Genomic DNA, 13443 nt, shown 5'->3' on the forward strand with positions numbered 1-13443 from the left:
GCGCGGAACCCCTAACGCGGCCCTTACGCGGGGCCTGCGACGATGGAACCGCTGTCAGTCGGCTGGTGCCGAACGGGGGATAGCGCAAGGGGGAATGATTTGATCACGATGACCGAAGAGCAGCGTCAAGACTGGTTCGAGCGCGATGTCGTGCCCGTGACGTCGCAGCTGTTCGCGTCCGCCATGCGTCTGACCCGTAACACCGCCGATGCCGAGGACCTGGTGCAGGAGACCGTGGCCAAGGCCTTCACGTCCTACCACCAGTTCCGCGAGGGCACCAACCTCAAGGCCTGGCTGCACCGGATCCTCACCAACAACTTCATCAACGACTACCGCAAGAAGCAGCGTTCGCCCAAGCTGTCGGCCGCCGAGGACATCGAGGACTGGCAGCTGCACGCCGCCGAGTCCCACACCTCGACCGGGCTGCGCTCGGCCGAGACCGAGGCGCTCGACCGGCTGCCCGACAGCGTGGTGATGAACGCGCTGCGCTCGCTACCCGAGGACTTCCGGGTGGCGGTCTACCTCGCCGACGTCGAGGGGTTCGCCTACAAGGAGATCGCCGAGCGGATGGGCACGCCCATCGGCACCGTGATGTCCCGCCTGCACCGGGGGCGCAGGCAGCTGCGCGGCATGCTGGAGGAGTACGCCCGGGAGGAGGGCGCGGTCCGCGAGGCCGCGCCGAGCGCGGCCTGAGGTCGCGGAGCCGCCCGCGTGCTACGCGACGGCTATGAGCGCCACCGCGCCCAGCGCGCATGCCACGCCGGCGAGCTGGATCGCGTGCAGCCGCTCGCCGAGCACCCGCCTGGCCAGCAGCAGCGTGCTGGCCGGGTAGAGAGAGACCAGCACCGCCACGAGGCTCAGCATGCCCTGCCGCTGGGCCAGCAGGTAGAGCACGTTGGCGGCCATGTCGAGGACCCCCGCGGCGACGATGACGCCCAGCGAGCCGGACGCCGGCTTCAGCGCCCGCCGGGTGGCCAGCGCGAGCAGGAGCACCAGACTGATGGACGAGACCCGGGCGCCGGCCAGCGGCCAGAGCCCGGACTCCGCCGAGGCCATGGCGAGCAGGATGAAGAAGCCGCCGAACCCCGCGCCGGCGGCCAGCGCCGTGAGCACCGAACTCGCCGACCCGCTCGCGCTCCCGGACCGGTCCTGGCTGATGAGAAGCACCGCGCCCAGCCCCAGCGCCACCCCGAGCAGCGCCGTGGCCTCGGGACGCTCACCCTGGAGGAGCCCGAACCCGACGGGCAGCGCCGCGGAGGTCACGGCGGTGGTCGGCGCCACCACGGACATCACGCCGGTGGCCAGCGACCGGTAGAACAGCACCAGGCCGGCGGCGCCCGACAGCCCGGCGCCGAGCCCCCAGAGCACGGCCCGGCCGTCGAAGGCGCCGGGCAGCGCGGGCAGCAGGGCCAGGATCAGCGCGAGCCCGGCCAGCTGGGAGAGCGCGACCACGGCGAGCACCCGCGATCGTCGGGTGGCCAGGCCGCCGAAGAAGTCGGCCGTGCCGTAGACCACCGCGCTGGCGGTCGCGAGGATCACCGCGATCACGTCTCACCATCCCTTGGTTCAATATATTGCACTCCTAGTACACCACACAGAGTGCACTGTGGTGCAAACTCTTTCCACTACACTGCACAAGGGTGGAGAACACCGAGCTGATCACCCAGGCCATCGCCAGCAACGTGCGCGCCCAGCGGGCCCATCGCGGGCTCACCCTGGACGCGCTGGCCGCCCGGTCAGGCGTCAGCCGGGGCATGCTCGTCCAGGTCGAGCAGGGGAGGACCAACCCGAGCGTGTCGACCCTCACCCGGATCGCCTCCGCCCTGGGCGTGACCGTCGCCCGGCTGGTCGAGGTCGGCGACGTCCCGGTGGTCCGCATCGTCGGCAAGGCCGACGCGGTCACCTTCGACCAGGGCGACGTGCGGGCCAGGCTGCTGGTCGGCGCGGACTCGCCGATGATCCTGGAGCTGTGGGACTGGCGGCTGGCGCCCGGCGAACACCACGACGGCGACCCGCACCCGGCGGGCACCAGGGAGATGCTGACCGTGCTGCGGGGCGAGCTGACCCTGACCGTCTACGGCAAGAGCCACGTGATCGGCACCGACGACGCGGTGCTCTTCACCGCCGACAGGGCGCATCGCTACGCCAACGAAGGCGACGGCGAGCTGCGGTTCATCATGGTCGTGGCGGAGCCGCGCGAGGTGGCCGACCACTGACGCCGACTCCCGGCTGTGAAACTTCTTGACGACTGTGAGCTGTGGGTGGGTACACCTCTTCGTGTGCGACGGACCGTCGGCAGGGGGTAATGGGTGAGTGAGTCCCGCGCGGTGACGGAGAAGCTCCGAGCGGAGCTGCACGGCCTGGGCGTGACCACCTCGTACGAGATCGGCGACGGTGTGACCCTCTCCGTCTGGATCGGGCTCGTCGTGCGCTACCGGGACGGGTTCTACCGTTGGCGGGAAGGCCCGGTGAAACGCCGCCATCTCGGTACCGATCCGGCCGGATGTGCCCTAAGAGTGGCGCGTCGCTACAAGGAGTTGCAGGCTGATATCCCATCATGGTGGGAAGAGCTGGTCAGGGACTCGCGGGGGCGGCCTGCCGGCGACTATCCGTGATGCCCCCGTTGGCGTGCCACCGGGGGGAACATGCGCGCGTGGGGGGTGGCGCCGGTCTTGGTGCTGGCGGCGGTGACGGGATGCGCGGCCCAGCCACCCGCACGGGTGCCCCTTGCCGCGCCGGAGCGCCCCGCCGCCTCCGCCGACCCGGAGGCGCTGGCCAGGCGGCTGACCTCGATGCAGCGCGACTGGCCCGCCCGCCCCACGGAGTGCGGCCGGTGCGTGGCACTCACCTTCGACGACGGGCCTGGTGCCGACACCGCCCGGCTGCTCCAGGTGCTGCGCGAGCACGACGCGCGGGCCACGTTCTTCGTGGTCGGTCAGATGGTGGCCGCTCCCGGCGGGGCCGCCCTCCTGCGCCGTATCACCGGCGAGGGGCACGAGCTCGGCAACCACTCCTGGACCCACACCGAGCTCACCACCCTGCCGCGCCGGCTGATCGCCCAGGAGCTCCAGCGCACCGGTGATCTGGTGCGCTCGGTGACCGGGGTGCGCATGCACCTGATGCGGCCGCCGTACGGGTCCACCGACCGCACGGTCGCCGAGGAGTCCCGGCGGCGCGGGCTGGCGCAGATCCTGTGGAACGTCGACACCCACGACTGGCGCGACCGGGTGCCCGCCGTCGTGGCCAAGCGCGCGGTCCGGGCCAGGCCCGGCTCGGTGGTGCTGCTGCACGACATCCACCGCACCACCGTCGACGCGGTCCCGCGGATCATCGAGACGCTCACCCGCAAGGGCTACCGGCTGGTGACGGTGAGCGAGCTCTACGAGACGCCGCCGGAGCCGGGGCGGCGCTACCTGGCGGCGGAGCCGAAGCCGTGACCGCGGGCCCGGCATGGCAGGCTGGGCGCCATGGGTTTCACCGGCATCCCGGACGAGGCGTTCCTGTTCTACGAGGGACTTGAGGCGGACAACTCCAAGACCTATTTCTCCCGCCACAAGCACCTGTACGAGGACGCGGTGCGGGCTCCGATGCTGGCCCTGGCCGACGAGCTGGCCGAGGAGTTCGGCGACGCCAAGCTGTTCCGCCCGTACCGTGACGTCCGCTACGCCAAGGACAAGTCGCCGTACAAGACCCATCAGGGCGTCTTCATCGACCTGATGCCCGGCATCGGGTTCTACGCCGAGGTCAGCGCGGCCGGCGTCCAGGCCGCGGGCGGCCTGTTCTCGCAGGCGCCCGACCAGGTGGCCCGCTTCCGCGCGGCCGTCGACCACGACGAGACCGGCAAGCCGCTGGAGACCGTGGTGGCCGCGCTCGATGCCGCCGGCTACGAGCGCGGCGGCGAGCGGCTCAAGACCCGGCCGCGCGGCGTGCCGGAGGACCATCCGCGTCTCGACCTGCTGCGCCACAGGTCGCTCTACGCGAGCCGCCGGTTCGAGCCGGAGCCGTGGGTGCACACCGCGCGGGCCGCCGACCGGGTGCGCGCCTGCTGGCGCGACTTCCGGCCGCTCATCGAATGGCTCTGCGCGCACGTACGGGGGAGCGAGCTGCCGCGCAGGCCCTGATCAGGGCTGCTGGGAGGTCTCGTCTCCCCTGAGGATGCGGTCGACGGTCTGGCCCGCGGCCGAGGTGGCGGCGGTGGTGACCGCCGCGATCACGATGGCCAGCAGCGGCGTCGCGAGGCTGCGCAGGCTGCGGACGTTGCGCACCCTGGCCCACGGCTCGCCGGCCAGGTGCATGATCCGCCACTCCCAGTAGAGGCCGAGCCCGATCGAGACCAGCGCCACCTTGCCCACGATGATGGCCACCACCTGCACCTTGTCCATCGCGCCCAGGTCGGGCTCCGCGAGGGCCGACAGGTAGCCGGACAGCTCGGTGGCCAGCGCGGCGGCCATCAGGTGGAGCGCCTTCGTCATCGGCTGGGTGCCGCGGACGCGCGGGTAGAAGTAGCCGAACAGGAAGCCGAACGCGGGCAGCGCGATCACCGAGCGGGCCTCGAACACGAAGCTGCTCAGGTCGGCCCCGGCGGGCACCCCGAACACGATGAGGAACGGCAGGCTCAGCAGCAGGCTGACGACGAACCCGCAGACGCCGTTGTGCCAGGGGGAGCAGCCCGCGGCGGTGGCGAAGGCGGTCTCGGGGTGGCCGCCGTGCCGGCGCAGCGCCGCGTCGAGGCCGTCGCGCTGCCTGCCGAACTCCTCCATGGACAGCTCGCCGGTGCCGATGCGGCCCCGGCCGGCGCGGTAGAGCTCCTGCTCGGAGGCCAGCAGCAGCCGCCGGTGCAGCGCGGACCTGATCAGCTCGCGGTGCTCCTCCTGGTCGCCCGGCTCGACGACCGACGGGTGCGGATGGGTCAGCAGCCAGCGTGCCGTCACCCAGGCGATGAGCGCGGTGATCGAGAGCATCGGCAGCGGCACGTTGATGTCGCCCAGCGTGGCGCTGCCCTGCGGGGCCAGGTAGGCGACCATCAGGCAGATGATCATCGTGGCCTCGGCGGCGGAGCTCCGCGTCGCGTCCAGGGCCGAGCCGAGCCGCCTGAGCCGGAGCACCAGCAGCAGGAACCCGAGCAGCAGCAGTCCCATCACCCCGCGCACCGCCGGGGTCAGCTCCAGCTCGCCGATGTGGGGCACGACCTGGCCCGGCACCTCGCGGCTCCACGAGCCCGCGTCGAGCCACTCGCTCGGCCAGCCCTGCACCATCAGGCTCACCACGACGGCGACCACGGCCGCGCCGCGCGTCCACTGCTTGATGGCCACGGCGACGGCGGCCACCGGGATCAGCGCCCAGCAGAACGCCAGCAGCAGCCGGACGCTGTCGGGCGGGTAGACCTGGGTGGCCAGCGCCTTGCCCCACAGGGCCAGGGCCAGCAGCGCGACCGCGGAGCCGGCCGCGAAGGCGGCCAGCCGCACGACCACGATCCGCACCCCGAGGTCGGCGCTGAGCACCACCGCGGACCCGGCGGCCGCGACCGCGGCGACACCCGACCCGGTGAGCAGCGTGTCGCCGGGGAGCTGCCCGTAGCGGTAGGACCACGACAGCATGCCGACCGCCAGCAGGACGCCCACCCCGGTCGCGCCGAGCGCGTCACGGGGCGTCCACTGCGGCCCGGTCGGCAGCACCTGGACCGCGTGGCGCAGCGCGAGCAGCGGCAGCCCGCCGAACAGCATCACGTACGCGGGCAGCGTGAACTCCTCCGCCACGGCCGGCAGCAGCACCACCGGCACGGCCAGGGCCAGCCCGGCGGCCAGCTCCCGGTTGGCCGTCCGCTGCCACCACTCGCCGCCGAGCGCGCGCAGCAGCAGCGCCGCCAGCACGACCGCGGTGAGCGCGCCGAGCGCGGTCGCCCAGGAGAAGTCGTCCTCCTCCCGCACGTCGGGGAAGCCGTAGGAGCCCTGCGCGAGCGTGACGCTCACGGGGTAGACGCCGACGGTGAACTCCAGCCGCTGCCGCTCCTCCCGGTCGGGCTCGATCGAGGCCGCCCGCAGCACGGTCCACTCGCCGGGCCGCAGGGTCACCTTGCGGTGGACGACCAGCAGCGGCCGGGCGGTGGGGGCGTTGAAGTCGACGCGCATGAGCTCTTCAGGACGCACCTGCCGCAGCAGCGTCACGGTGAAGCGCACGGTGGTGCGGCCGTCCTCGGTGGTGAGCAGGGGCGGCAGCCGGGCGGCCGGGGCCAGCACGGTGCCGTTGACCTTGACGGCGCCGAACCCGTCGTCGGTGAAGCGCCGCATGCCGCGCGGGAACTCGGCCCCCTGCCGGAGCGTGCCGGCCAGGCTGTCGGTGGAGTCCATCAGCATCCGGTGCACGATCGTCACCTTCACCTGACGCCGGCGCTCGTCCAGCCGACCCTCGGGCACGCCGGCCAGGTCGGCGGCGCTCGCCGGGGCGATGGTCACCTCGGTGAACGCCTCGCGGTCACGCTCGACGCCGGGCTCGGCGCGGGTGGCGGGGAGGTTCCACGAGTCGGCCTCCAGCATCGAGGGCGGGACCGCAGCCGGAGGCACGGGCTCCGCCGCCATGGTGCACCAGATGATGGCGCCCATCGATATGACGGCCAGCCCGAACCCGGCAACAGCTCGGAGCCTCTCCACAGTCTGGATGATTCACTCGCCCGGCCGATTGTTCTCGCTGATGGGGTAACGGTGTGATTACATTGCTCCGGTCTTGACAACTTCTGTCTATTTTCGGAGCGTAAAAGCCCGCCAATCCCTTGAATTCCCCTTCTCCAGGTACGGCACACCTCACTAGAGAGGTAAGCGGAAATGCGTGATTCCGCATCGTAGCCTCCGACCAGGGAACCTGTGCTCCGCTCCCGGATTCCCGAATCGCCGCCCGGAGAAGTGACTACGGGCCACTCCGCCGTACCGGAGAAACAATCTCCACACGGTGGGGTGACCCGGAGTAAGGACGGTCAGGCGCGCTTGGCGCGGGCCGCGGCGCGGCCCCGCGTGGCGGCGTCGAGAATCACCTTGCGGATGCGCACCGCGTCGGGAGTGATCTCCACGCACTCGTCCTCGCGGATGAATTCCAGCGCCTGCTCCAGCGAGAGCACACGCGGCGGGATCACCTTCTCCGTCTCCTCCGCGGTGGAGGAGCGCATGTTGGTGAGCTTCTTCTCCTTGGTGATGTTGACGTCCATGTCGTCGGAACGGGAGTTCTCGCCGACGACCATGCCCTCGTAGACCTCGGTGCCGGGCGAGACGAACAGGGCGCCGCGCTCCTGGAGGTTGAGCATCGCGAACGCGGTGACGGGCCCGGAGCGGTCGGCCACCAGCGAGCCGCTGCCGCGCGTGCGCAGCTCCCCGAACCAGGGCTCGTACGCCTCGAACACGTGGTGCACCAGGCCGGTGCCGCGGGTCTCGGTGAGGAACTCGGTGCGGAAGCCGATCAGCCCGCGGGCCGGCACCACGAACTCCATCCGGATCCAGCCGGTGCCGTGGTTGGTCATGTGTTCCATGCGGCCCTTGCGCACGGCCAGGAGCTGGGTGACGGCGCCGAGGTAGTCCTCAGGGCAGTCGACCGTGAGCCGCTCCACCGGCTCGTGCACCTTGCCGTCGATCTCCTTGGTGACCACCTGGGGCTTGCCGACCGTCAGCTCGTAGCCCTCGCGGCGCATCTGCTCCACCAGGATGGCCAGCGCCAGCTCGCCGCGGCCCTGCACCTCCCACGAGTCGGGCCGCTCGGTGGGCAGCACGCGCAGCGACACGTTGCCGACCAGCTCCCTGTCGAGGCGGTCCTTCACCATGCGGGCGGTGACCTTGGCGCCCTTGACCTTGCCGACCAGCGGCGAGGTGTTGGTGCCGATCGTCATCGAGATGGCGGGCTCGTCGACGGTGATGAGCGGCAGCGGGCGCGGGTCGTCGGGGTCGGCCAGCGTCTCGCCGATCATGATGTCGGGGATGCCGGAGATGGCGATGATGTCGCCGGGGCCGGCCTCCTCGGCGGGCTTGCGCTCCAGCGCGTCGGTCATCAGCAGCTCGGTGATCTTCACCCGCTGGATGCTGCCGTCGGTGCGGCACCAGGCGACCTGCTGGCCTTTGGTCAGCCGGCCCTGGTGGATCCGGCACAGCGCGATGCGGCCGAGGTAGGACGAGGCGTCGAGGTTGGTGACGTGCGCCTGCAGCGGCGCGCTGGGGTCGTAGGTCGGGGCCGGGATCGTCGACTTGATGATGTCGAACAGCGGCTCCAGGTCGGCCGACGCGGGCATGGTGCCGTCGCCGGGACGCTCCAGCGAGGCGCGGCCCGCCTTCGCCGAGGCGTAGACGATCGGGAAGTCGATCTGGTCGTCGGTCGCGTCGAGGTCCATGAACAGCTCGTAGACCTCGTCGACCACCTCGGCGATGCGCGAGTCGGGCCGGTCGACCTTGTTGATGCACAGGATGACGGGCATCTTGGCCGACAGCGCCTTGCGCAGCACGAAGCGGGTCTGCGGCAGCGGGCCCTCGGAGGCGTCGACCAGGAGCACCACGCCGTCGACCATGGACAGGCCGCGCTCGACCTCGCCGCCGAAGTCGGCGTGTCCGGGGGTGTCGATGATGTTGATGGTCATGCCGCCGTGGCGCACCGCGGTGTTCTTGGCGAGAATGGTGATGCCCTTCTCGCGCTCGAGGTCGTTGGAGTCCATGACCCGGTCATCGACGTCCTGGTTGGCGCGGAACGCCCCGGACTGCCAGAGCATGGCGTCGACGAGCGTGGTCTTGCCATGGTCGACGTGCGCGATGATCGCGATGTTCCTCAGGTCGTCGCGGCTGTTCAAAGGCATGATGAGTTCTCGCTCTGTATTGATGGGGCCGGCCGCGCGATCTCGCGACCTTATAAGTCTAGTTGATCCCCTCTGGTGACACGCGCGGACTGGAGAGGCCGCTTCCCTGAGGTGCTGACCTAGGGAAAGTGCCACACTGTGACGTCAGAGTGATCCTCCCGCCACAGATGGTGACCACATGCCGCAGTTCTTCGCCGGCGCGCCGACGGACGACGTCGAGCGGCTGTGCCGGCTGCTCGACGGGATCCCGCTCGCGCTGGAGCTGGCCGCCGGGTGCGCGCTGGCCCCCGGGCGGATCGCCGACCGGCTCGGCGGGCGCCACGGTCTCCTGCCCGCCTCCGCCGACGGGGCCGGCAAGGTGCTGGCCGTGGTGCGGCTCGGGCACGAGCTGCTGGCGCCCCGTGAGCGGGTGCTGCTGCGCAGGCTGGCGGTGTTCGCCGGGGCGTTCGACGCGCCGCTGGCGGGAGCCGTGTGCGGCGACGGCGGGATCCTGCGGCGGGCCGAGGTGCCCCGGCTGCTCGACCGGCTGGTGGCCGCCCGATTGGTGACGGGGTCGTACGCGCTGCGCGGGGTGGTCAAGGAGTACGCGGCCGAGCGCCTGCGGGAGGCGGGCGAGCACGACCTGCTGCGCGACCGGCACCTGAGGGCGGTCCGCGAGGCGTACGAGGAGTGTCATGAGGGGGCGTCACTGGCGCGGCGGCAGCCGTGGCCGGAGCGGGTGCGCCACCTGCGCAGGGCGCGGGCACTCGGGGCGGAGTGCCGTGCCGCCCTGGGGCGTGCGGTGGAGCGCGGGGAGGCGGCGTCCGGGCTGCGGCTGGCCAGGGCGGCGATGGCGATGGGGGTGTCCTGCCCGGACGACGCGCTGGAGCGGCTGCCGGCGCTCGGGGCGCCGGGGGAGCTGGCCGACTGCGCGAAGGTGCTGCTGGGGTGCGCGCGCGGCGCGGTGGAGCCTGTCGTGGCGGGGGTGGACGGGCTGCGGGTGCGGGGCTACTCGTACTGGCTGGGGGTGGGTTACAACGCGGCCGTGCGGGTCTGCTTCGCGAACGGGCGGTGCGGGCTCGGCCGGCGCTACCTGGGCGAGCTGGAGGCCGCGGCGGCGGCCGACGACGACCTGGTGGCGCTGGCGGGGGCGCGGATGGCGCGGGGCGACCTGGCGCTGCTGGCCGGTGAGGTGCACGAGGCGCGCCGCCACGCGGGTGCCGCGTTGACGCTGGCGCGGGAGGCCGGTGACCCGCGCGCGATCGTCGCCGCGCTCCGCCGCCTCGCGGCCGTCGCCGACACGGTGGGCGACCACGACGAGGCGGCCCGCCAGCGCGCGGGCACCCTGCCGATCCTGCACGCCATAGGGGAGGAACCGCCGCACAACATCCTGTCCCAGGCTTGAGCGGGCGCGACAGCTTCTCGCGCGGCCTGAAGGGCCGCGGCGACAGCCTCACGTGGGCCTGATCGGGAAGTCGCGCGTTGGCACGCGCCGGTGCCGACGGTCCGGTTCTCGCCCTGGTCGGCGAGTGCAGCGGGCCGGAGGCACGCATGACGGCGGCCGGCCCGAGGGGTTCCCGAAAAGCCTTTGATCTTGTCTTCGACGGGACGATCCGTCAGATGCGGAGGAAACGCCTCAGGGGAGGTGGGCGGCGAGGTATCCGTGGGCCAGCCGCTTGCACTCGGCGATCAGGTCGGGGTCGCCGTCGGGGTCGACCCGGAAGGCCAGCTTGAGCACGGCGTCGGCGGCCTCGACCGTGACCAGGACCGCGCGGTCGAACGCCGGCCCGGCCGGGGCGTCGAGCAGGTCGACGGTGATGGCGCGCAGGCGGTCGGCCACGATCGCGTTGTTCTCCAGGGCGGTGTCGAGCATCCGGTTGGTGCCCTCGATGGCGGGGCCGCCGGGGGCGCGCAGGATCTCGCCGAAGTCGACCACCGCGAACCCCGGGGTGGTCCGCTTCATGGCCACGAACTCGTCGATCGCCAGGTCGACCAGGTCGGTCCAGTGGCCGAGGTCGGCGGCGGTGATGCGCTCCTTGATGCGCTCGGTGACGCGGCCGAGGAACGCTTCGAGGTTGCGCAGGGCCAGCGCCCGCACCAGCCCCTGCTTGTCGGGGAAGAACTGGTAGAAGGTGCCGATGGGCACCTCGGCGCGGCGGGCGACCTCCTTGGTGGTCAGCGACTCGTAGCCGATCTCGTCGAGCAGGAACGCGCACTCGTCGAGCATCCGCTCCACCCGTTCCAGGCTGCGGCGCTGGGCCGGCCTGCGACGCAAGGTACTCGTCATGTCCCCATCCTGGCGCATTACCCGCAGGTAGCGGGCGTCTCGGTTAACATGAGCCGGACTCAAGCAGAGGGAGCCGGGCATGTTCCTGTGGGGTACGGCGACGGCCGCTTACCAGATCGAAGGCGCCGCGGACGAGGGCGGCCGGGGGCCGTCCGTCTGGGACACGTTCTCCCGCGAGCCCGGCCGCACCAGGAGCGGCCACACCGGCGACGTCGCCTGCGACCACTACCACCGCTGGCCGGAGGACGTCGCGCTGATGGCGGGGCTCGGGGTGAACGCCTACCGCTTCTCGCTCTCCTGGTCCCGGATCCAGCCGTCCGGGAGCGGGCCGGTCAACCCCGAGGGCCTGGACTTCTACGACCGGCTGGTGGACGCGCTGCTGGCGGAGGGCATCACCCCGGTGCCGACGCTGTTCCACTGGGACCTGCCGCAGGCGCTGGAGGACGGCGGCGGCTGGCTCGCCCGCGACACGGCGCACCGCTTCGCCGAGTACGCCGCGCTGGCCGCCGGGCGGCTGGGCGACCGGGTGCGGATGTGGATCACGCTCAACGAGCCGTTCGTGCACATGGCGTACGGGTACGCGATGGGGATCCACGCCCCTGGCCGCGCCCTGATGCTGGACGCGCTGCCCGTCGCGCACCACCAGCTGCTGGGCCACGGGCTGGCGGCGGGCGCGCTGCGGGCGGCGGGGGCCGAGCAGGTGCTGATCACCAACAACTGCACGCCGGTCTGGCCCGCGTCGGACTCGGAGGCGGACCTGGCGGCGGCGGAGGCGTACGACGTCCTGCACAACCGCCTCTTCAACGACCCGGTGCTTCTCGGCAAATACCCAGATTTGTCGGCGTACGGGATGACAAACCTGGACTTCGTGCACGACGGGGACCTCGACCTCATCGCGACCCCGCTGGACGGCATCGGGATCAACTACTACAACCCCACCCGGATCGCCGCACCCTCCTCCGAAGGGCTGCCGTGGGAGGACGCCGGGATCTCCGGCTACCCGACCACCGCGTTCGGCTGGCCGGTGGTGCCGGACGGGCTGCGGGAGCTGCTCGTACGGCTGAAGGACCGGTACGGCGATCGGTTGCCGCCCGTGTACGTCACCGAGAACGGCTGCTCCCAGGAGGACGTGCCGGGGCCCGACGGCGTGGTCGACGACCGGGGCCGGATCGCGTTCCTGGAGCAGCACATCGAGGCGATGCGCCGGGCCGGACGGGAGGGGGCGGACGTGCGGGGATACTTCGTCTGGTCGCTGCTGGACAACTTCGAGTGGGCGGAGGGCTACCACCAGCGGTTCGGCCTGGTGCACGTCGACTTCCCCACCCAGAGACGCACCCCGAAGGCGTCCTACGCCTGGCTGAGGGACTTCCTGTCGTCAGAACACTGAGACGTGCACGTGGTCGTAGTGGTTGGCGGTGGCCCCGCCGCGGTCGGACATGGGGTCCCAGCCGCCGCCCGACCTGATGTCGTAGTAGCGCTGCTTCCAGATGATGTACATCACGCCCAGCCGGTCGCCGTTGCGGATGAGCCACTCCGCCAGGGCGTCGCCGCGGTCGGCCTCGCCGCCGCTGGCCATGCCGCGGGAGATCATGAAGTCGCAGGCCCGGCCCTTGCCGTGTTCGCCGGGGTCACCGGGGCGCAGGCAGCCGACCCCGTACGGCATCGGGAAGTTCTGCATGACCTCGGCGCGCACGTTGACCATGCGCTGGGTCAGGCCGCCGGCGCTGCCGGGCTGCTGGAAACCGTACTTGGCGAGGAGCTTGTCGAGGTCGCGGCGCTTGCTCTGGAGGGTCTTGATCTCCTTCTGGAGCTTCTTGATCGTGGTGTTGGCCCGCAGCTTGGCCTTCTGGGCGTCCTTGATGAGCCTCTCGACGCCCGCGACCCGGTTGGCCCGCTCCTCGATCATGTGGGTCATGTTGGCCGCCTGGCCGAGCGCCTTGTAGGGGTCGATCTCCGTGCCGAAGAGCCGGGTGGTGTCGAGCGGGCCGAGGATGTAGGAGGTCTCGGCCAGCGCGGCCAGGTCGGACTGGGCCTCCGCCAGGCGCCTCTGCAGTGAGCCGGAGGTGTCGACGGCCTTCTTGGCCTGGATGCGGATCTCCTCCAGGCTCTGGATCGAGCCGCGGTAGCGCTCGTTGAGCTGGGAGGCCTGCTTGGTGAGCTTGCGCAGCTCCGCCGGGCTGGGGTCGGCGGCGGCCGGCCGCCCGGAGGGGAGCGCGAGCAGCCCGGCGAGGACGATGGCGAACACGGCCACGCGCCCGGCTTTCACGCCCGTCCTCCCCTCGTAGACGACCGAAACTATAGAAGATGATCTTGAAAGCTGTCATCTTAACGGCTCAACTCGCGACCGTTTAGTGAGGAT

At 71.6% G+C, this 13443-nt stretch carries 12 protein-coding genes; 7 read left to right on the plus strand and 5 right to left on the minus strand.

The features are described from left to right. Nucleotides 1-108 precede the first annotated feature (108 nt). Nucleotides 109-693: a sigma-70 family RNA polymerase sigma factor gene (locus ABD999_RS21505; protein WP_187280970.1), complete on the plus strand. Its 585-nt coding sequence runs from the start codon at nt 109-111 to the stop codon at nt 691-693. A gap of 21 nt (nt 694-714) precedes the next feature. Here ABD999_RS21505 and ABD999_RS21510 read toward each other — a convergent pair whose 3' ends face one another. Further along, complete coding sequence (locus ABD999_RS21510) at nt 715-1548, minus strand: DMT family transporter (protein ID WP_219543724.1); 834 nt, start codon at nt 1546-1548, stop codon at nt 715-717. A 92-nt stretch (nt 1549-1640) separates the two neighbouring features. On the opposite strand from ABD999_RS21510, the gene ABD999_RS21515 reads away from it, so the two are divergent. From ABD999_RS21515 to ABD999_RS21530, 4 genes are all read left to right on the plus strand, one after another. After that, nucleotides 1641-2216, plus strand: coding sequence for a helix-turn-helix domain-containing protein (locus tag ABD999_RS21515; RefSeq protein WP_219543725.1), 576 nt, complete (start codon nt 1641-1643; stop codon nt 2214-2216). A 93-nt stretch (nt 2217-2309) separates the two neighbouring features. Next, nucleotides 2310-2615, plus strand: a complete 306-nt coding sequence (locus ABD999_RS21520; RefSeq protein WP_148029533.1) for a hypothetical protein — start codon at nt 2310-2312, stop codon at nt 2613-2615. A 30-nt stretch (nt 2616-2645) separates the two neighbouring features. Next, nucleotides 2646-3437: a polysaccharide deacetylase family protein gene (locus ABD999_RS21525; protein WP_271275422.1), complete on the plus strand. Its 792-nt coding sequence runs from the start codon at nt 2646-2648 to the stop codon at nt 3435-3437. A 30-nt stretch (nt 3438-3467) separates the two neighbouring features. After that, a complete protein-coding gene (locus ABD999_RS21530) occupies nt 3468-4121 on the plus strand; it encodes a DUF2461 domain-containing protein (RefSeq protein WP_271275421.1) in 654 nt (217 codons plus the stop codon). Here ABD999_RS21530 and ABD999_RS21535 read toward each other — a convergent pair whose 3' ends face one another. Together ABD999_RS21535 and typA are read right to left on the minus strand one after the other, a co-directional pair. After that, nucleotides 4122-6647, minus strand: coding sequence for a hypothetical protein (locus tag ABD999_RS21535; protein ID WP_271275420.1), 2526 nt, complete (start codon nt 6645-6647; stop codon nt 4122-4124). Between the two features lie 320 nt (nt 6648-6967). Continuing rightward, on the minus strand, nt 6968-8818 hold the full coding sequence (typA, locus tag ABD999_RS21540; RefSeq protein WP_219543729.1) for a translational GTPase TypA: 1851 nt from the start codon (nt 8816-8818) through the stop codon (nt 6968-6970). Between the two features lie 178 nt (nt 8819-8996). Between typA and ABD999_RS21545 the strand changes: the two genes are divergently transcribed. Continuing rightward, complete coding sequence (locus ABD999_RS21545) at nt 8997-10202, plus strand: hypothetical protein (RefSeq protein WP_271275419.1); 1206 nt, start codon at nt 8997-8999, stop codon at nt 10200-10202. A 231-nt stretch (nt 10203-10433) separates the two neighbouring features. Here ABD999_RS21545 and ABD999_RS21550 read toward each other — a convergent pair whose 3' ends face one another. Then, nucleotides 10434-11084, minus strand: a complete 651-nt coding sequence (locus ABD999_RS21550) for a TetR/AcrR family transcriptional regulator (RefSeq protein ID WP_148029539.1) — start codon at nt 11082-11084, stop codon at nt 10434-10436. Nucleotides 11085-11163: 79 nt separating this feature from the next. Here ABD999_RS21550 and ABD999_RS21555 point away from each other — a divergent pair, with 79 nt between their 5' ends. Next, on the plus strand, nt 11164-12471 hold the full coding sequence (locus ABD999_RS21555; RefSeq protein WP_271275418.1) for a GH1 family beta-glucosidase: 1308 nt from the start codon (nt 11164-11166) through the stop codon (nt 12469-12471). On the opposite strand, the gene ABD999_RS21560 is transcribed toward ABD999_RS21555, so the two are convergent. Further along, nucleotides 12460-13350: a VldE C-terminal domain-containing protein gene (locus ABD999_RS21560; RefSeq protein WP_219543733.1), complete on the minus strand. Its 891-nt coding sequence runs from the start codon at nt 13348-13350 to the stop codon at nt 12460-12462. The two genes, ABD999_RS21555 and ABD999_RS21560, sit on opposite strands and share 12 nt — an antisense overlap. Nucleotides 13351-13443 lie beyond the last annotated feature (93 nt).

It is taken from the genome of Nonomuraea ferruginea, assembly GCF_039540635.1.
GTDB lineage: Bacteria > Actinomycetota > Actinomycetes > Streptosporangiales > Streptosporangiaceae > Nonomuraea > Nonomuraea ferruginea.